The 18,021-nt window shown below is 72.9% G+C and carries 14 protein-coding genes and 1 pseudogene; 9 read left to right on the top strand and 6 right to left on the bottom strand.

Annotation, left to right across the window (positions count from 1 at the left end):
* Window positions 1–93: 93 nt before the first annotated feature.
* The gene (locus AB0H37_RS02075) at window positions 94–564 is read right to left on the bottom strand and encodes a carboxymuconolactone decarboxylase family protein (protein WP_360610714.1); all 471 of its coding nucleotides are present in this window, start codon (window positions 562–564) and stop codon (window positions 94–96) included.
* A 136-nt stretch (window positions 565–700) separates the two neighbouring features.
* Between AB0H37_RS02075 and AB0H37_RS02070 the strand changes: the two genes are divergently transcribed.
* The 4 genes from AB0H37_RS02070 to AB0H37_RS02055 all read left to right on the top strand — a co-directional run bounded on the left by AB0H37_RS02070 (window position 701) and on the right by AB0H37_RS02055 (window position 5,620).
* Window positions 701–1,315 carry a TetR/AcrR family transcriptional regulator gene (locus AB0H37_RS02070; RefSeq protein WP_329097780.1) on the top strand — a complete coding sequence of 205 codons (615 nt, stop codon included), beginning with the start codon at window positions 701–703 and terminating at the stop codon, window positions 1,313–1,315.
* A 98-nt stretch (window positions 1,316–1,413) separates the two neighbouring features.
* Window positions 1,414–3,096: an AMP-binding protein gene (locus tag AB0H37_RS02065; protein ID WP_179838098.1), complete on the top strand. Its 1,683-nt coding sequence runs from the start codon at window positions 1,414–1,416 to the stop codon at window positions 3,094–3,096.
* The gene (locus AB0H37_RS02060) at window positions 3,093–4,733 is read left to right on the top strand and encodes an AMP-binding protein (protein ID WP_360610712.1); all 1,641 of its coding nucleotides are present in this window, start codon (window positions 3,093–3,095) and stop codon (window positions 4,731–4,733) included. Before AB0H37_RS02065 ends, AB0H37_RS02060 begins: the two co-directional genes overlap by 4 nt.
* 65 nt (window positions 4,734–4,798) lie before the next feature.
* Window positions 4,799–5,620 (top strand): LuxR C-terminal-related transcriptional regulator, encoded by an 822-nt coding sequence (locus AB0H37_RS02055; protein ID WP_329097775.1) that lies wholly within the window; start codon window positions 4,799–4,801, stop codon window positions 5,618–5,620.
* On the opposite strand, the gene AB0H37_RS02050 is transcribed toward AB0H37_RS02055, so the two are convergent.
* Window positions 5,566–6,987: an MFS transporter gene (locus AB0H37_RS02050; RefSeq protein WP_360610710.1), complete on the bottom strand. Its 1,422-nt coding sequence runs from the start codon at window positions 6,985–6,987 to the stop codon at window positions 5,566–5,568. The genes AB0H37_RS02055 and AB0H37_RS02050 overlap by 55 nt on opposite strands.
* A 554-nt stretch (window positions 6,988–7,541) precedes the next feature.
* Between AB0H37_RS02050 and AB0H37_RS02045 the strand changes: the two genes are divergently transcribed.
* The gene (locus tag AB0H37_RS02045) at window positions 7,542–8,324 is read left to right on the top strand and encodes a polysaccharide deacetylase family protein (RefSeq protein WP_329097772.1); all 783 of its coding nucleotides are present in this window, start codon (window positions 7,542–7,544) and stop codon (window positions 8,322–8,324) included.
* A gap of 3 nt (window positions 8,325–8,327) precedes the next feature.
* Here AB0H37_RS02045 and mca read toward each other — a convergent pair whose 3' ends face one another.
* Both mca and AB0H37_RS02035 read right to left on the bottom strand, forming a co-directional pair.
* Window positions 8,328–9,176, bottom strand: a complete 849-nt coding sequence (gene mca / locus AB0H37_RS02040; protein ID WP_360610708.1) for a mycothiol conjugate amidase Mca — start codon at window positions 9,174–9,176, stop codon at window positions 8,328–8,330.
* The gene (locus AB0H37_RS02035) at window positions 9,173–10,591 is read right to left on the bottom strand and encodes a DHA2 family efflux MFS transporter permease subunit (protein WP_329097769.1); all 1,419 of its coding nucleotides are present in this window, start codon (window positions 10,589–10,591) and stop codon (window positions 9,173–9,175) included. The genes mca and AB0H37_RS02035 overlap by 4 nt, the downstream gene beginning before the upstream one ends.
* A gap of 225 nt (window positions 10,592–10,816) precedes the next feature.
* Here AB0H37_RS02035 and AB0H37_RS02030 point away from each other — a divergent pair, with 225 nt between their 5' ends.
* The 3 genes from AB0H37_RS02030 (at window position 10,817) to AB0H37_RS02020 (ending at window position 13,675) form a co-directional block, all read left to right on the top strand.
* A complete protein-coding gene (locus tag AB0H37_RS02030) occupies window positions 10,817–12,115 on the top strand; it encodes a histidine kinase (RefSeq protein ID WP_360610706.1) in 1,299 nt (432 codons plus the stop codon).
* Complete coding sequence (locus tag AB0H37_RS02025; protein ID WP_089310572.1) at window positions 12,079–12,723, top strand: response regulator transcription factor; 645 nt, start codon at window positions 12,079–12,081, stop codon at window positions 12,721–12,723. The genes AB0H37_RS02030 and AB0H37_RS02025 overlap by 37 nt, the downstream gene beginning before the upstream one ends.
* A gap of 64 nt (window positions 12,724–12,787) precedes the next feature.
* Window positions 12,788–13,675, top strand: a complete 888-nt coding sequence (locus AB0H37_RS02020; protein WP_360610704.1) for a hypothetical protein — start codon at window positions 12,788–12,790, stop codon at window positions 13,673–13,675.
* A 43-nt stretch (window positions 13,676–13,718) separates the two neighbouring features.
* On the opposite strand, the gene AB0H37_RS02015 is transcribed toward AB0H37_RS02020, so the two are convergent.
* Window positions 13,719–14,492: an enoyl-CoA hydratase-related protein gene (locus AB0H37_RS02015; protein WP_179838105.1), complete on the bottom strand. Its 774-nt coding sequence runs from the start codon at window positions 14,490–14,492 to the stop codon at window positions 13,719–13,721.
* Window positions 14,493–15,141: 649 nt separating this feature from the next.
* Here AB0H37_RS02015 and rho point away from each other — a divergent pair.
* Window positions 15,142–16,239 (top strand): annotated as a pseudogene (gene rho / locus AB0H37_RS02010) (transcription termination factor Rho); the annotation flags it as partial.
* Window positions 16,240–16,263: 24 nt separating this feature from the next.
* Here rho and AB0H37_RS02005 read toward each other — a convergent pair.
* Window positions 16,264–17,910: a serine/threonine-protein kinase gene (locus tag AB0H37_RS02005; RefSeq protein ID WP_360610702.1), complete on the bottom strand. Its 1,647-nt coding sequence runs from the start codon at window positions 17,908–17,910 to the stop codon at window positions 16,264–16,266.
* Between the last annotated feature and the right edge of the window lie 111 nt (window positions 17,911–18,021).

Genomic DNA, 18,021 nt, shown 5'->3' with positions numbered 1-18,021 from the left:
GCGTAGCCGACTTCGCGTTCGCCATGGGCCGGTCCCGCGACCGGCTGCGGCGCGCCCGCGAGGCCGTGGGCGTGATGGCGTTCTCCGGTCCGGTCAGCCGAACTGGCCGGCCTGGTAGGCGCCGGCGGGCTGCCGGGTGATGACGTTCATGCGGTTCCAGGCGTTGATGAGGGCGATGAGCGACACCAGGGCCGCGAGCTCCTCCTCGTCGTAGTGCTTGGCCGCGGTCTCCCAGACCTCGTCGGAAACGCCGGTGCCGTCGGCGAGGCGGGTCCCCTGCTCGGCCAGTTCCAGGGCGGCGCGCTCGGGGTCGGTGAAGACCGTCGCCTCCCGCCAGGCGGAGACCAGGTTGAGGCGCACCGACGTCTCGCCCGCGTGCGCGGCTTCCTTGCTGTGCATGTCGACACAGAATCCGCAGCCGTTGATCTGGCTGGCCCGCAGCTCCACCAGGTGCACCGTCGTGGACGGCAGCGTCGATCCGGAAACGGCCTTGGCCGCCGACTGCATGTACTTCATGAACTTGCCGGCGGTGGCGGTGCCGTAGTAGCTGAAACGGGCGTCCATGGTGATCTCCCTTGCCGTGTGGAGGGTTGCACCAGGTTGACGGGGCGGACGCGCGGGTTGTGACACCCCGGAAAGTGACCCCCCTCACCTCGGCGACCCGGGCGGGCGGCGGACGGGAGGCTGGGAGCATGGGGGCATGGCGAGGGTGATCGAGGAGCCGCGGAACGCGCGGAGCCGGCGTTCCCGGACGGCGCTGCTGAGTGCCGCGCGCGAGCTCGTCGAGGAGCACGGGATGGCGGCGACGACGATGGCGGCCGTCGCCGAGCGTGCCGGGGTGTCGCGGCGGGCCGTCTACCTCCACTTCGCGTCGCGGGCCGACCTCATCAACGAGCTGTTCGACCACGTCAACGAGGTCGAGGACCTGCGGGGGCGGTTCGCTCCCGTCAGCGAGGCGCCGGACGCGGTGGTCGCGCTGGAGGTGTTCGCGCGCCGGCACGCCGAGTTCGTGCCGCGCGTCCTCGCCGTGGCGCGGGCGGTGGAGCGGGAGGCGGGCAGCGACCCGGACGCGGCCCGGCACTGGGAGGCCGCCATGCGCCGGCGGTACGAGACGAACCGCGCACTGATCCTGCGGCTGCACGAGGAGGGCGTGCTCGCCCCCGGCTGGACGGTCGACACCGCCACCGACATGCTCCTCGCGCTCATCGCCAACGAGGTGAGCGGCACGCTGCTCGACGACCGCGGCTGGACCCCCGGCCAAATCGGTGACCACATGGCGCTCTTGCTGCGCTCAACCTTCGTAACGGGCGGGTAAGACCACCCCCACTACCCCCGTTCGGGGGTGGCGTGGGTCACCCGGATGGCCAACCATCCTTCTGACCGGGTGACCGTGCGGCTACGAGGGAGAAGACCATGCCCGCAGTCGAGTTCCGCGCGGCGCGCGACTTCCTGCTCGCGCATCGCGACGACTACGCGACGGCGTACGAGAAGTTCCGCTGGCCGGTGCTGACCGGTTTCAACTGGGCGCTGGACTGGTTCGACAAGATCGCCGAGGGGAACGACTCGCCCGCGCTGTGGATCGTCGAGGAGGACGGCGCCGAGGCCAGGTACTCGTTCTCGCAGCTGGCGCGGCGGTCGAACCAGGTCGCGAACATGCTCCGGCGGGCGGGGGTGCGGCGCGGCGACCGGATCATCCTGATGCTCGGCAACCAGGTGGAGCTGTGGGAGACCGTGCTCGCGGCGATGAAGCTCGGCGCGATCATGATCCCGTGCACGCCGCTGCTCGGCACGGCCGACCTCCAGGACCGGCTGACGCGCGGGAAGGCCCGGCACGTGGTGACCGCCTCGTCCGAGGCCGGGAAGTTCGACGGCGTCGAGGGCGAGTACACCAGGATCGCCGTGGGCGAGCCGGTGGAGGGCTGGCTGCCGTACGCCGACGCCTACGAGGAGGGCGAGTCCTTCACCCCCTACGGGCTGACGATGTCGCGGGACACGCTGCTGCTGTACTTCACGTCCGGGACGACGGCCAAGCCGAAGCTGGTCGAGCACACCCACGCGTCCTACCCGGCCGGGCACCTGTCGACGATGTACTGGATCGGGCTGCGGCCGGGGGACGTCCACCTGAACATCTCGTCGCCGGGGTGGGCGAAGCACGCGTGGAGCAACATCTTCGCGCCGTGGGACGCCGAGGCGTGCGTGTTCATCTACAACTACACCCGCTTCGACCCCGACCGGCTCCTCGACACCCTCGAACGCTGCGGCGTGACGAGCTTCTGCGCGCCGCCGACCGTGTGGCGGATGCTGATCCAGGCCGACCTCGGACGGCTCGGCACGCCGCCGCGCGAGGTCGTCGCGGCCGGGGAGCCGCTGAACCCCGAGGTCATCGAGCGGGTGAAGCGGGCCTGGGACCGCACGATCCGGGACGGCTTCGGGCAGACCGAGACGACCGTCCAGATCGCCAACACCCCCGGCCAGCCGGTCAAGCCCGGGTCGATGGGACGTCCCGTGCCCGGCTACGAGGTGGTGCTGATCGACCCCCTGACCGGGGAACCGGGCGAGGAGGGCGAGATCTGCCTCGACCTGGAAGACCGCCCGCTCGGGCTGATGACCGGCTACCACGGCGACGAGGAGCGCACCGAGGAGGCGATGGCCGGCGGCCGCTACCACACCGGCGACATCGGCTCCCGCGACGAGGACGGGTACATCACCTACGTCGGGCGCGCCGACGACGTGTTCAAGGCGTCCGACTACAAGATCTCGCCGTTCGAGCTGGAGAGCGTGCTGATCGAGCACGAGGCGGTGGCCGAGGCCGCGGTCGTGCCGTCGCCCGACCCGGTGCGGCTGGCCGTCCCGAAGGCCTACGTCACGCTCGTGAGCGGCTGGGCGCCGGACGCCGAGACCGCGAAGGCGATCTTCGCGCACTGCCGGGAGCAGCTGTCGCCCTACAAGCGGATCAGGCTGCTGGAGTTCGCCGAGCTGCCGAAGACGATCTCCGGGAAGATCCGCCGCGTCGAGCTGCGGGCCAGCGAGATCGACAAGCATCCCGGGCAGGACGACCGGCCGGCGGGCGAGTTCAGGGAGGAGGACCTGCGATGAACCTCTCCTACGCGTCGGGCGTCTCGGCCACGCCGCTGCTCGGCGACACGATCGGCGCGAACCTCGACAGGACGGTCGCGGCGCACGCGGACCGCGACGCGCTCGTCGAGCGGGCGTCCGGCCGCCGCTGGACCTACGAGCAGCTCTCCGACGACGTGGAGGCCGTCGCGCTCGGCCTCCGCGACCTCGGCGTCGTCAAGGGCGACCGGGTGGGCGTCTGGGCGCCGAACTGCGCCGAGTGGACGCTCGTCCAGTACGCGACGGCCAAGCTCGGGGCGATCCTGGTCAACATCAACCCCGCCTACCGGGTGCACGAACTGGAGTTCGTCCTCAACCAGGCCGGGATCCGGACGCTGGTCGCGGTGCCGGTGTTCAGGACGTCCGACTACGCGGCGATGATCGAGCAGGTCAGGCCCAAGTGCGCCGCGCTGCGCGACGTCGTGCTCATCGGCACGCCCGGCTGGGACGCGCTGCTGGAGGCGGGCCGCACGGGCGAACCGGGCGTCCTCGCCGAGATCGGGCGGATGCTCACCGCCGACGACCCGATCAACATCCAGTACACGTCCGGGACGACCGGGTTCCCCAAGGGCGCGACGCTGTCGCACCACAACATCCTGAACAACGGCTACTTCGTCGGCGAGCTGTGCGGCTACGACGAGGAGGACCGCATCTGCGTGCCGGTGCCCTTCTACCACTGCTTCGGCATGGTCATGGGCAACCTGGCGGCGACGAGCCACGGCGCGTGCGTCGTGATCCCGGCGCCGGCGTTCGACCCGAAGGCGACGCTGGAGGCGGTCGCGGCCGAGCGCTGCACGTCGCTGTACGGGGTGCCGACGATGTTCATCGCGGTCCTGAACGAGCCGTCGCTGACCGGGCTCGACCTGTGCGGCCTGCGCACCGGGATCATGGCCGGGTCGCCGTGCCCGGTCGAGGTGATGAAGCAGGTCATCGAGCGGCTCGGGATGAGCGAGGTCGCGATCTGCTACGGCATGACCGAGACGTCGCCGGTGTCCACGCAGACCCGCGCGGGCGACTCGCTGGAACGCCGCGTGTCCACGGTCGGGACCGTCCTGCCGCACCTGGAGATCAAGGTGGTCGATCCGGAGACGGGCGTGACCGTCCCGCGCGGCGTGCCCGGCGAGTTCTGCACGCGCGGCTACTCGGTGATGCTCGGCTACTGGGACGAGCCGGACAAGACGGCCGAGGCCGTCGACACGGCCCGCTGGATGCACACCGGCGACCTCGCGGTGATGGACGCGGAGGGCTACGTCACCATCACCGGCCGGATCAAGGACATGGTGATCCGGGGCGGGGAGAACATCTACCCGCGCGAGATCGAGGAGTTCCTCTACACCCATCCCGACATCGTCGACGCGCAGGTCATCGGCGTCCCGGACGAGAAGTACGGCGAGGAGCTGATGGCCTGGGTGCGGCTGCGCGAGGGCGTGCCCGGCATGACCGCCGGGGAGCTGCGCGCGTTCTGCGAGGGCAGGCTCGCCCACTACAAGATCCCCCGCTACGTGCACGTGGTGGAGGAGTTCCCGATGACGGTCACCGGCAAGATCCGCAAGGTGCAGATGCGCGCCGAGGCCGTGGACATCCTCGGCCTGGAGGACACCGCCCCGCGGTACACCTAAGGCCTGCCCAGGTTCGTCCGCCTTGCCACTTTCGTGGCGGGGGTCGCTCAGGGCATTCTCGGAGCATGGGCGATGACGTGGGGGCCGTCCGGTCGGCGGTGCTGACGCTGCAGCGCACGACCGGCCTGCCCGTGGTGTTCGGGGGCGCCCTCGGCGGCCAGGACCGGCTGTTGATCACCGAGCTGGTCGGCAACACGACCGACTCGCTGAACGGCCTCGCGGTGCGCCAGGGCAACGGGCTCGGCGGCAAGGCGATGGCCATGGGACGTCCCGCGTGGGTCAGCAACTACCCGTGCTCGGCGTCGATCAGCCACGACTACGACAAGCCCGTCGGGCGCGAGGGACTGCTGTCGATCGTCGCGGTCCCGATCGTCGTGCGGCGGCGCGTCCGCGGCGTCCTGTACGGCGCGCTGAGGGAGCCGCTGTCGCTCGCCGACCGCGTCGTGGGCGCGGCCGTGGAGGCGGCCCGCGACCTGGAGCAGGACCTCGCCGTCCAGGACCGCGCGGACGAGGCGCTGGCGCGGACGCCGCCCGGCACGTCGGCGGCGCGCTGGGAGGAGGTCCGGGCCGTGCACGCCGAGCTGCGCGCCCTCGCCGAGCAGGTCCGCGACCTGCCGACCCGCGACCGGCTGCGGGACGCGTCGCTGCGCCTCGCGGCGGCCGGGCTGGACGAGCCGGCCGGGTCGCCGCGCCCCGTCCTGTCCCCCCGCGAGCTGGACGTCCTGTCGTACGTCGCGATCGGCTGCACCAACGCCGAGGCCGCAGAGCGGCTCGGGCTGCTGCCGGAGACGGTGAAGAGCTACCTGCGGTCGGCGATGCGCAAGCTCGACAGTCACACCCGGTTGGAGGCCGTGACCGCCGCCCGCCGCGCCGGGCTGCTCCCCTGATCCTCTTGCCGCGCCGCCCGGTGCCCCGCCAGCGAGGCGGCGGTGGCGGCGAGCGCCGTCCCGCCGAACCCGAGCATCACGGCGGTGAACGCCGCGCCGTGGCCGCCGGGGACGCCCAGGTACAGGGTCCCGAAGACGGCGACGCCCGCCACGCCCGCGAGCTGGAAGTTCATGTTGACCAGCCCGCTGATGTCAGCGGCGTGCCGGTCCGGGACGTGCGCCGTCAGCCGCGCGAGCTGCGGCGCGAACCCGAGCCCGAGGCCGAGCCCGCCGAACCCGAGCAGGGCGGCGAGCGCCGTCCCGTCCGCCCGGGTCAGCCCCGCCGTGACGTACACGGCCGCGAGCATCAGGTAGCCGGCGACCGGCGCGCGGTCGGCCACGCGGGCGGGCAGGCGCGGCACGAGCGGCCCGGCGATCCCGAACGCGGCGACCCAGGGCACGAGCACCAGGCCCGAGAACCGGGCGCTGTGGCCCAGCCCGTCCTGCAGGTAGAGGGCGAGGACGAACATCATCGCGTAGAAGGTCCCGGTGGCCGCGCCGAGCGCCCCGAGCGTCCACGCCACGACCGGGCGGCCGAGCACGCCCACGGCGAGCAGCGGGGACGCGACGCGACGCTGCCGCCTGACGAACAGGGCGGCCACCGGCACGCAGGCCGCGAGCGAGGCCCACGTCCACACCGGCCAGCCCGTCTCGCGGCCGAACAGCAGCGGGACGACCGCCAGCAGCGACGCCGCCGACAGCAGGGCCGCGCCGCCGAGGTCGAGCCGCGCGCGGCCGCCGCCCGGGTCCGCCGGCAGCAGCCGCATCCCGGCCGCGAGCAGCACGATCCCGGCCGGCACGTTGACCAGGAAGACCGGGCGCCAGCCGAGATCCCACAGGTCGGCCGAGACCAGCACGCCGCCGAGCACCTGGCCCGCGACCGCGCCGCCGGACAGCGCCACCGCGAGCAGGCCCTGCGCCCGTGCCCGCGCCGGGCCGGTGAAGTGGAGCTGGATCCCCGAGAGGACCTGCGGCACCATCAGCGCTCCGGCCGCCCCCTGCGCCAGCCGCGCGGCGACGAGCGCTCCGGTGGACGGGGCCAGGCCGCACGCGAGCGACGCCGCCGTGAACGCGCCGAGCCCGAGCAGGAACATCCGCCGGTGGCCGCGCGCCTGCCCGAGCCGCGCGCCGATCACGAGCAGAACGGCGTAGGCGAGCGTGTACCCGGAGACGACCAGTTCGAGGGCGCCGCCGGACGGCCGCAGATCCTCCCTGATGGCCGGGCCCGCGACGTTGACGACCGCGATGTCGATGTTGACCATGAACTGCCCGGCGAGCAGCACCGCGAGCATGAGGGCGGGCCGCCGGGGGCCGGTGATGGAGGGCATGGGGGACCAACCCCGGCCGCCGCCACCGGGTTGCAGTGGGGCGGGCCGACGGGGTCTTCCCGGGCCGGTGAACACCGCGGGGCCGCGCGGTCTTCGTCGGATCGGGCCCGGCGACGGGGTCAGCGGCGTGGGCGTCGTCCCAGGACAGATCGGCCCCCGCGGCGCACTGCCTGGTAACGGTCACCGCACGCCGGCTGCGCCGGGCCGTGCTCGCTCGGCCGTCCCGCCTCGTTCCCGGGCAGGGACGTCCGGCCCCCGATTCGCACTGAAGACGGTAACACCTCCGCCGGCACGATCGCGGCCGTCCTCACCTCACCCACGCGCAGCTCACGGCCTCCCCCGGGATCACCACCACAGGTCGGGGCGACGAGTGCCGCTCGACCGCCGATAGTGGCCCGACCTGCGACGCTGTACTCACGCCCGAAATCGGACCACTCAGGGTGAGCCGATTGTGATCCCATAGCGGCCTCCTACCCGCCCAAAACCCCGATAGCGTAGGACTTGTGGAGGTTGAGGACTCAGGTTGGACATCCCGTCGCAAAGCACTCTGGCTGATGGGGGCCGCCGCCGGTCTCGCCGCGCTCGGCGCGGACGGCGCGCGTCCGCCGCACTCGGGGGCACCCGCGTGGGCGGCGCCGACCCCCCGCGCGAGGCCGGTGATCCATCCGACGCCGACGCCGACCCCGACCCCGACCCCCCGGCCCGCGCCGTGGACGCCGGCGAAGCTCACCGCGCTGGAGACCCCCGTCCGCGAGCTGTCGCAGCTGTCCCCCCCGCCGCCCGCGTCGTCGATCGCCCTCACCATCGACGACGGCCCGAGCCCCCTGTGGACGCCCCGCGTGCTCGACCTGCTGGCCGAGCACGAGATCCACGCGACGTTCTTCGTCATCGGCGAGCAGGTGAAGGAGTTCCCCAAGCTCACCCGCCGCATCACGGACGCCGGCCACCAGATCTGCAACCACACCGAGACGCACCCGATCAGCATCGCGGGCATGTCGAGGAAGCGGGTCCGCAAGGAGATCGTCGAGGCGCACGACCGGATCGCCGACGTGACGGGCGTCGTCCCCCAGTTCTTCCGCTCCCCCGGCGGCGCGTGGTCGAAGACGATCCTGGAACTGGTGGCCGAGCACGCCATGCTGCCGATCGACTGGGCGGTCGATCCGCGCGACTGGGCCCGTCCCGGCGTCGGCCACATCCGCCGCACGCTCCTGAAGGGCAAGGCCGGCAACATCATGCTGTGCCACGACGGGGGCGGCGACCGCTCCCAGACCCTCAAGGCCCTGGACACCGTCATCCCGAAGATGAAGAAGCGCGGCCTGACGTTCGTCGCTCTCTAGCGGTCACCGCAGCCCTGCGAAGAGGTCGTTCTCGGGCAGTTCCGTCTCCACGCGGGAACGGGCGAGGTGGTAGTCCTCGGTCGGCCAGACGGCGCGTTCGACGTCGCGCGGGTGGACCATGAAGCCCGCGTTCGGGTCGATCTGGGTGGCGTGCGCCAGCAGCGCCCTGTCGCGAACGGCGAAGTACTCCGCGCAGTGGACGCGGGTGGTGATGTCGAACTTCGGCGCGGTGTCCGGCCATCCGGCCAGGATCGGGCCGATGCCAGATTCGAGTCCGCGCCCGGTCATCCCGTCGTGCAGCGCCTGGAACCACTCCTTCGAGAAGGCGCCCTGGTAGTAGAGCTTGTCCGGCCGCCACGGCTCGCCCGTCCCCGGATGGCGTGACGGGTCGGCGGCCGCGTCGAACGCCTCCGCCGTCACCTCGTGCGTCCTGATGTGGTCCGGATGCGGGTACCCGCCCGTCTCGTCGTAGGTGACGACCACCTGGGGACGGAACTCGCGGATCAGCGCCACGAGGGGGCGGGCGGCCTCGGCGAGCGGCGTCCGCGCGAAGCAGCCGTCCGGCAGGGGCTCGCCGGCGGCCGGCAGACCCGAGTCGACGAAGCCGAGGAACCGCTGCCGGACGCCGAGGATCCCGCACGCCGCCTCCATCTCCGCCCGCCGGATCGCCGGCAGGTCCGCCCGGATCCCGGGCCGGTCCATCGCGGGGTTGAGCACGTCGCCGCGCTCCCCGCCCGTGCAGGTCGCGACCAGGACGTCCGCGCCTTCGGCCGCGTACTTCGCGAGCGTGGCGGCGCCCTTGCTCGACTCGTCGTCCGGGTGCGCGTGGACGCTGAGCAGCCGGAACCTCATCGGTTCTCCTTCCGGGACGGGTAGAAGAGGGCGGGAACGAGGGTCAGGGCGGACAGGGCCACGGCCCACCAGAAGGTGTGGCCGTAAGCGGCGGCGGGAGCGCGGCCGTCCAGGGAGCGTTGCAGGACGACCGCGAGGACCGCGGTGCCCAGGGACCCGCCGACGCGGTTGAGCGTGTTGACCGCCCCGGCGGCGCGCGCGACCTCGTGGCGCCCGACGGCGGCGTAGATCGTCGCCATGCCGGGCGCCATCACGACCCCGAGCCCCGCGCCCCGGACGACCAGCGACGCCACCAGGAGCCAGCCCGCCGGTGAGGAGCCCAGCCGGGTGAAGGCGACCGTGCCGGCGAGGGTCAGCAGGATGCCGGTGAGGATCAGCGGGCGGGGTGCCGTGCGGTCGGCCAGACGGCTCGCGAAGAACGTGGCGGCGGCCGTCCCGAGGGCCTGCGGAGCGAGCAGGAGACCCGCCTCCAGCGCGGACGCGTGCTCGACCTGCTGGTAGTAGAGCGGCAGCAGGAGCATGGAACCGTAGAGCGCGGCGCCCTGCAGGAACGAGTTGGCGGTCGCGACCGCGAAGCCGCGCCGGGCGAAGAGGCGCAGGTCGATCAGAGCCGCCGCGCGGCGGCGCAGGGCATGCGCGACATAGCCGAGCACGAGCACGGCTCCGGCCAGCAGCGGCACCGTGACGCGGGGGGCGCCGAAGCCTTGGTCGCCGGCCTCGGAGAGGCCGTAGACGAGTGCGGCCAGGCCGGGTGACAGGAGCGCCAGGCCGAGGACGTCCAGCCGGTCATCGCCGCTCGTCCCGCGCCGGGGGTCGGAGGGGAGGTGGCGGGCCGCCAGCAGCAGGGTCAGCAGGCCGAGCGGGACGTTGACCAGGAACATCCAGCGCCAGTCGAACCGGTCGACGATCAGCCCGCCGAGGACCGGGCCGAGGACCGGCGCGAACGTCAGCGGCAGGACGGTGATGCCGAAGACGCGGCCGAGGCGGGCGGGCCCCGCGGCCCGGACGACGATCGACTGCCCGATCGGCTGGATCAGGCCGCCGCCGACGCCCTGGAGCACCCGGAACAGGATCAGGCTCCCGGCCGACCACGCGAGGCCGCAGAGGGCGGACCCGGCCGCGAACAGGGCGACGGAGAGCATCCACGTCCTGCGGGCGCCGAACCGGTCGCTCGCCCAGCCCGCCAGCGGCATCACCATCGAGATCGCGAGGAGGTACCCGGCCGACACCCACTGCAGCGTGGCGGGCGGGCTGTGGAAGTCGCGGGCGACCGCGTCCAGGCCGACCGCCACGATCGTCGTGTCGATCAGGGCGAGTACCGGGCCGAGGACCAGGACGAACGACGCCTTCAGCAGCGCCGGGTCCAGTCTCTCGGCCGGTCGCCGCGCCGCGGGGGCGCGCAGGGGTGCGGTCATGGAACATCCTCCAGATAAGTGGAACGAGCCTAAAATTAGACTCAACACACTCACATGGTCAAGACTATTTTTATGTTCGTTCTAACTTTGGAGGCGCGGATCCCGGGGTGTACTCAGGTACACCCCACGCTCGGGTTGCGGGCACACTGTGCTGCGAGGGCGCCGCCAGAAGACTGGACTCCAGACGGCAAGCGACCCGCGGAGGATCCGGTGAACGGTGGACTGGTGGAAGAGACACGGCTGCAACGGCATGTGAGGGCGCCCTGGCGCGGGCTGACCCTCTGGCTGCTCGGCATCCCCGCGACGCTCGTCGGCCTGTGGTTCATCACGGTCGTCTCGATGATCACGAGCTTCGTCGGGGTGCTGCTGTTCCCGTCCTCGGCGATGCTGCTGCGCAACCAGCTCGACGCGTACCGGGTCCGCATCAACAGGTGGACCGACGTCCGGATCGCGCGGCCCTACCTGCCGGAACCGGAGCAGGAGCCCGGTCTGAACGGCATGTTCAAGCGGTTCATCGCGCTGATCAGCGACCCGGCCACCTGGCGGGACTACCTGTGGGTCCTCACCGACCCGGTCGTCTCGGTGTTCACCGCGGCGCTGCCCGCCCTGCTGATCCTTTACGGGGTGTGGGGATACGTGCTCGCCGCCTTCGCCGGCGACATGATCGGGCACTACGGCGGCAGCGACTGGTACGCCTACATCCACGTCACCGAGGGGTTCGGCCGCGACACCGGACGGGTCGTCTCCACGGTGGCCGTCGCCACCGCCTGCATCGCCCTCGGATACGTCATCGGCCCGAAGATGCTGACCGCCTACGGGTACTGGGGCCGTGCCCTCCTCGGCCCGACGAGGAAGTCGGAGCTGGCGCTGCGCGTCCAGCACCTCACCGAGACCCGGTCGGACGCGGTGGACGCCTCCGCCGCCGAGCTGCGCCGCATCGAGCGCGACCTGCACGACGGCGCGCAGGCCCGGCTCGTGGCGATGGGGATGAGCCTCGGCGCGATCGAGCACCTGCTCGACCGGGACCCGGAGAAGGCCCGTCTCCTGCTCGCCGAGACCCGCGCGTCGTCGGCGAAGGCGCTGCACGAGCTGCGCGACCTCGTCCGCGGCATCCACCCGCCGGTGCTCGCCGACCGCGGCGTCGGGGACGCGGTCCGGGCCCTCGCGCTGGACCACCCGCTGGACGTCGAGGTGTCCGCCGAACTGCCGGCGCGGCCCGAGCCGCCGGTCGAGTCCGCCGCCTACTTCGCGGTGTCGGAGATCCTCACCAACGCGGCCAAGCACTCCGGCGCGTCCCGCGTCTGGGTCGACATGCGGTACGAGAACCACATGCTGCGGATCACCGTCACCGACGACGGCCGCGGCGGCGCGACGCTGGAGGGCGGCTCGGGGCTGCGCGGGATCGAGCGGCGGATCGGTACATTCGACGGCGTCCTCGCCCTCAGCTCGCCCCTGGGCGGCCCGACGATCGTGACCATGGAGCTGCCGTGCGCGTTGTCCTCGCCGAAGATCTCGCCCTCCTGAGGGAGGGCCTCGTCAGCCTCCTGGAGTCGCACGACTTCGAGATCGCGGCGGCCGTCGACAACGGCCCGTCCCTGCTGAAGGCACTGCTCGACCACCGCCCGGACGTGGCGGTGGTCGACGTGCGCCTGCCCCCGTCCTTCACCGACGAGGGGCTCCAGGCGGCGCTGGAGGCGCGGCGGCAGGTCCCCGGGCTGCCCGTCCTGGTGCTGTCGCAGTACGTCGAGCAGCTCTACGCCCGCGAACTGCTCGCCGACGGCACCGGCGCGATCGGCTACCTGCTCAAGGACCGGGTGTTCGACGCGGCGCAGTTCGTGGACGCGGTCCGCCGGGTCGCCGCGGGCGGCACCGCGATGGACCCCGAGGTCATCTCCCGGCTCGTGGCCCGCAACACCCGCGACACCCCGCTCGGCCGCCTCACCCCGCGCGAGACCGAGGTCCTGGAGCTGATGGCGCAGGGACGCTCCAACGCGGCGATCGCGGAGAGGCTCGTGGTCACCGAGCGCGCGGTGACCAAGCACACCGCGAACATCTTCGCCAAGCTCGACCTGTCCGTGACCGGCGACGACAACCGCCGCGTCCTCGCCGTCCTGGCCTACCTCAACCGCTGAGTCGTCCGCCGACGGGCGCGGCGGTGGCGTAGTCTGCCCCGCGAGCAGGCCCGGGGAGGGCGCGATGACGGTGATTCTGGTTCTGCTGTGCCTGGCGATCGCCGGGCGGGAGCTGTGGCTGGCGTTCGAGCGAGGGCGGACGCCGGGCGCGCCCGAGATCGCCGACATCCGCACGCAGCTGCGCGCCCTCAAGGGGACCCGGGACGAGCTGGAGGAGTTCCGCGCGTCCCAGCGCGAGCGGCTCGACCGGCTCACCGCCGACCAGGAGAGCGACCGCGCGGCGTTCGGCGAGGCCGACGCCCGGATCCGGTCCCTCGTCACGCAGATCAACGACCGGCTGGTACCGGACGTGAGCGGCCGGCTGAAGGAGCAGCGGGAGGCGGCCGAGGAGCAGCGCGCGGCCGTGGAGCGGCTGGCCGCCGAGATGGCCGTGCTCCGCGGGCACCTCGTCGGGCGGCTCGACCAGGCCGCCGCCGCGTCCCTCGGCGCCGACCCCGCCGACCTGGTCACCGGGTCCCTCGCCGTCGTGCCGGGCGAGGCGCGCCCGGCGCTGTCCGGCCCCTTCGAGCGGTTCGCCGAGCACCACGGGCTGCGCGTCGAGCTGACCGACGGGGACCGCTACTACCTGTCCGGACGCAGCCCGCGCGGCCTGGAACTCGACTTCATCGACCTCGTGGCCGCGCTGCGCGAGCACTGCGTGGAGTCCACCGGCCCGGCGCGGTCCCTGCTCGGCGCGCTGCGCGACGTCGACCGGGGCGGCGCGCGGATCGGGCCGCTCCTCATGGCGCGGACGCCGGAGTCGCTGGTGTGCGGGGTGCTGCCGCTCGCCGAGCTGCGCCGCCCCGACGCCGCCGGGCTGCTCGGCGACCCCGACGCCGCCGCCCGGCGCCTCCACCGCCTCCCCGAAGGCCGGTTCTGCGACGTGTCCGCCTGGCCCGCCCTCAACGCCTGACTCGCACCACGGGCTTTCACCACGGGCTTTCACCACGGGTCTCTCACCGCAGAGGGGATCTCCAGGGGAACTCGGGCGCGCGGCGTTCGAGGAACGCGGCGATGCCCTCCGCGACCTCCCCGCTGGCGGCGACCTCCGCGAGCCACCGCTGCGTCTTCTCCTCGACCGGGCCCGCGGCGACGATGGCGTCCACGATGTCCTTGGTCGCCTGCTGGGTGAGCAGGGAACGGGACGCGAGGGTCTCGGTGAACGCGGCGACGCGGTCGTGCAGGCCGCCCTCGGGGACGACCTCGTCCAGCAGCCCGATGCGCAGCGCGTGCGGGGCGTCGACCAGGTCGGCGGAGTAGAGCAGGTACTTCGCGGCCGACGGCCCCACCAGCCGGACGAGCCGCGCCGTCGCGGCGGCCGGGTAGACGATGCCGAGCCTGGCCGGCGTGATCCCGAACCGCGCGCCCTCCGCCGCGAACCGCAGGTCGCAGGCGGCCGCGAGCTGGCAGCCGCCGCCCACGCAGTACCCCTCGATCGCGGCGAGCGTCGGCTTGCCGAACGCGGCGAGCGCCCGCTCGGCGACCGTCGACAGGTGCGAGTCGTCGTCGCGGTGGATGTCGTCCAGCTCGGAGATGTCGGCGCCCGCGCAGAAGTTCCCGCCCGCCCCCGTCAGCACCACGACCCGGACGTCCGGATCGGCGGCGAACCCGTCCAGGATGCCGGGCAGCGCCCGCCACATGTCCGCCGACATGGCGTTCCGCTTGGCCGGCCGGTCGATCGTGACCGTCCCGACGCCCCCGGCCGCCTCGAACCGCAGCCCCTCGCCCATCGTCCTCCCTCGCCCGCGCAGCGCGGCTCATCGTATTCGCCCGCGGCCCGGCGCCCCGCCACCGGACCGGCCGCCGGAACCTGGAGGCCGCTCCGGTAGTCATATTCATCGTCAGCGTGAACACCGTCAGCATGGAACACCGGGCACGCGGGTCGGGGGACGCCGCGGCCCGGACCGACGCAGGGGGACAACCGCGTGAAAGCCGTCTCCGACCTGGGGGAATGCGAAAGAGCCCTCGATTGCTGTACTGTCAAGGCAACGTCCTTGGACTATCACGACTCGCGTCGAGGACGTCTCTTCCCCGCCCGGGCCATCTGAGCGCCCGGTGAGTTTCGGTCCGGTACGCACACGGCGTGCGGGGCCACCGCACAAGGGAGCCGACGTCAGCCCGGTGGACCGAGCTGCATCCTTCGCATTCCTCTCGCGTACGCGCCGCGGGTTCCGCCGCCGTACGCGGACTTCGACCCCGGGCGGCGCCGCCCACCGTGCGCCCGCCTGAGAAGGGACCCGTATGTCCGCCCCCACCCTCGAATCAGAACCGGCAGCAGGCCGCAAGGCCCCCGCACGCGGCGCGCACGCCATGTCCGCGCAGAGCGCCCGCAAGGACGGGCGGCAGCAGCAGCGGCGCCCGGCCGACGACGCGCCGACCGTCCCCTTCCACGGCCTCCTCTCCCTCCAGGACAAGCACGCGTTCGTCCGCACGTCCGGCTACCTCGCCGGCCCGGACGACGTGCACGTCTCCCTCGCCCAGGTCAAGGCGCACCACCTGCGTCCCGGCGACGTCGTCGCCGGCTTCGCCAGGGCGCCCAAGCAGGGCCGGGGCGACGCCCCCTCCCTCGCCCGCGTCGAGACCGTGAACGGCCTCCCGGTGGCGGAGGCGGCGAACCGGCCCGAGTTCGGCGCGCTGACCCCGCTGTTCCCCGACGAGCGGCTCCGCCTGGACACCGGCCCGCTCGCGACCCGCGTCATCGACCTGGTCGCGCCGATCGGCAAGGGGCAGCGCGGCCTCATCGTGTCGCCCCCGAAGGTCGGCAAGACGATGGTGCTGCAGGCCGTCGCGAACGCCATCGCGGAGAACAACCCCGAAGTGCACCTGATGGTCCTGCTCATCGACGAGCGGCCCGAGGAGGTCACCGACCTGCAGCGGACCGTGCGCGGTGAAGTGATCCACTCGACCTTCGACCGTCCCGCTCGCGACCACACCGCGCTCGCCGAGCTCGCCGTGGAGCGGGCCAAGCGCCTCGTCGAGCAGGGCCACGACGTCGTGATGCTGCTCGACTCGATCACCCGGCTCGGCCGCGCCTACAACCTCGCGGCGCCCTCCAGCAGCCGCATCCTCGCCGGCGGCGTCGCGACGACCGCGATCTACCCGCCGAAGAAGTTCTTCGGCGCCGCCCGCAACATCGAGAACGGCGGCTCGCTCACCATCCTCGCCACCGCGCTGGTGGAGACGGGGTCCCGCATGGACGACGTCTTCTTCGAGGAGTACAAGGGCACCGGCAACATGGAGCTGAAGCTCGACCGGAGCCTCGCCGACCGCCGCGTCTTCCCCGCCGTCGACATCGAGGCGTCCGGGACCCGCCGCGACGAGCTGCTGATGTCCCCCGAGGAGCTCGCCCTCTCCTGGCGCCTGCGCCGCGCCCTCCAGGGCCTGGACAAGCAGGCGGCGGTCGAGCAGCTCCTGGAGAAGATGAAGGGCACCTCCTCCAACGCCGAGTTCCTCCTGCGCCTCCAGCAGACGACCTGACCGGCCCCGCGATCCGGCCGGGGCTCAGCCGCCGTTCTCCGGCCTGAACGACTTGAGGATCCTGTCGTAGAGGCGCTGGCCCGGCGTCCACTCCGGGTCGGGCGCGTGGAAGCAGAACTCGTACCCGGCCGCACGGCCGCACAGCACGTGCCGGACGGCGTCGTGGACACCGTCCCGCCAGGTGAACTCCCATTCGGCGGCGCCGTCGACGACCTCGGGCACCGGTTCCAGCCGCAGCCGCTCGTAGCCGGGATAGCGGTGCTCCACCACGGCTTCGCGCTCCTCCGCGCGCAGCCCGGCCAGCGAGTCGCCGGGGACCGGGGCGATGCGCAGCCCCCGTCCGGTGCCGGCGTCCTTCCAGGTCATCACGCCGCCACGCCGTTCCGCCTGCCAGCCCGCGGGCACCCGCACCGAGTAGGCGCCCGCCTCGTGGTACTTCGCCGTCTTCACCGACACGCCCGCCGCCGGACGCAGCGCGACCGCGTCGCCCTTGCCGATCGACGTCCACCGGGCCGTCCATGTGCCCGCCCCGGCCGCGAGCGCCGCGAGCAGCGCCACGCTGACCACCGTCCCGGGCCGCATCCGCTGCGACGGAAGCGCCGGGACGCGCCATCCCGCCCGCCGCGAACCGCACGGCGGCTTGCCGGACCGGTCCCCGGGCGGCCTGCCGCCGCGCAGCGTCCACGGGACCCGCGGCCCGCGCGGGACCGGCGCCCTCGGCGCGTCCCGCGACACCCAGGCGCCGCTGAGCGCCCACGGGACGCGGCGCCCGAGGACGGTGCGGTGCGCGGAGAAACGGCGGGGATGCGGCACCGGCGCACGGGTGAAACCAGGTTCCGGGACCGTTCCGATAACCTTTTGCAGCATTTCCGCGGTGGCCTCGGCCGTCAATCGGTCCTCCGGCCGCTGCCGCAGCAGCCCTTCGATGACCGGACCCAGCGGCCCGGCCCGTACGGGGCGCGCATAGTCGCCCAGAAGAACCGCCACCATCGACGCGAGGGCGTGGCAACGCAGGAAAGGCGAAAAACCCTCGACCGCCGTGTAAAGCGTCGCGCCGAGCGACCAGAGGTCGGACGCCTCAACGCTCGGCAGGCCGTCCACCCGTTCCGGCGGGAGGTACGCGGGAGAGCCCTCGATGCCGGCGAGCAGGGTGTCGGCCGGCTGCGGGCCCTTGCCGGTGTGGACGGCCAGGCCGAAGTCGCTGAGCAGGACGCGCCCGTCGTCGCACAGCAGGACGTTGCTGGGCTTGACGTCGCGGTGCAGGATGCCCGCCGCGTGCGACGCGCGGAGCACCGACAGGACCGCCGCGCCGATCTCCGCCGCCCGGCGCACGCCGAGCGGGCCGTCCTCCGTGACCAGCCTGTGCAGGGAGCACGACTCCAGGAACTCCATGACGATCCAGGGGCGGCCGTCCTCGATGATGAGGTCGTGCACGGCGACGACGCCGGGATGGCGCAGGGCGGCGGTCGCGCGGGCCTCGGAGAACAGGCGCCTGCACATCACCCTGCGCTCGCTCTCGGTGATGCGCGGGGGGAGATGGACCTCCTTGACCGCGACGTCCCGATCGAGCATCTCGTCGTACGCCCGCCAGACGGTGCCCATGCCGCCTCTGCCGACGACAGAGAGCAGGCGATACCGGCGCGCGAGCGGTATCAGTCGATCCCCACTCATGCGGCGGTTAATCGCCGGAACGCGCTCAAGGCACGCTCCCTCGGCATCAATTGATTCTTGACTGGCCGCCGCCGAGGAAAAAGCGCCCGGGCGTGGTATAACCCACGCGCG

Origin of the sequence: Actinomadura sp. NPDC023710, from assembly GCF_040639875.1 — a bacterium.
Taxonomy (GTDB): Bacteria; Actinomycetota; Actinomycetes; order Streptosporangiales; family Streptosporangiaceae; genus Spirillospora; species Spirillospora citrea.
This window is presented reverse-complemented; position numbering and strand designations above follow the sequence as displayed.

Excerpts from the sequence above, each read along its gene's own strand:
- AB0H37_RS02055 (WP_329097775.1), top strand. The coding sequence starts at position 4,799 with ATGGGCGATGACGTGGGGGCCGTCCGGTCGGCGGTGCTGACGCTGCAG.
- AB0H37_RS02050 (WP_360610710.1), bottom strand. The coding sequence starts at position 6,987 with ATGCCCTCCATCACCGGCCCCCGGCGGCCCGCCCTCATGCTCGCGGTG.
- AB0H37_RS02020 (WP_360610704.1), top strand. The coding sequence starts at position 12,788 with ATGACGGTGATTCTGGTTCTGCTGTGCCTGGCGATCGCCGGGCGGGAG.
- AB0H37_RS02015 (WP_179838105.1), bottom strand. The coding sequence starts at position 14,492 with ATGGGCGAGGGGCTGCGGTTCGAGGCGGCCGGGGGCGTCGGGACGGTC.
- AB0H37_RS02045 (WP_329097772.1), top strand. The coding sequence starts at position 7,542 with ATGGGGGCCGCCGCCGGTCTCGCCGCGCTCGGCGCGGACGGCGCGCGT.
- AB0H37_RS02005 (WP_360610702.1), bottom strand. The coding sequence starts at position 17,910 with ATGAGTGGGGATCGACTGATACCGCTCGCGCGCCGGTATCGCCTGCTC.
- AB0H37_RS02060 (WP_360610712.1), top strand. The coding sequence starts at position 3,093 with ATGAACCTCTCCTACGCGTCGGGCGTCTCGGCCACGCCGCTGCTCGGC.
- mca (WP_360610708.1), bottom strand. The coding sequence starts at position 9,176 with ATGAGGTTCCGGCTGCTCAGCGTCCACGCGCACCCGGACGACGAGTCG.
- AB0H37_RS02035 (WP_329097769.1), bottom strand. The coding sequence starts at position 10,591 with ATGACCGCACCCCTGCGCGCCCCCGCGGCGCGGCGACCGGCCGAGAGA.
- AB0H37_RS02065 (WP_179838098.1), top strand. The coding sequence starts at position 1,414 with ATGCCCGCAGTCGAGTTCCGCGCGGCGCGCGACTTCCTGCTCGCGCAT.
- AB0H37_RS02075 (WP_360610714.1), bottom strand. The coding sequence starts at position 564 with ATGGACGCCCGTTTCAGCTACTACGGCACCGCCACCGCCGGCAAGTTC.
- AB0H37_RS02070 (WP_329097780.1), top strand. The coding sequence starts at position 701 with ATGGCGAGGGTGATCGAGGAGCCGCGGAACGCGCGGAGCCGGCGTTCC.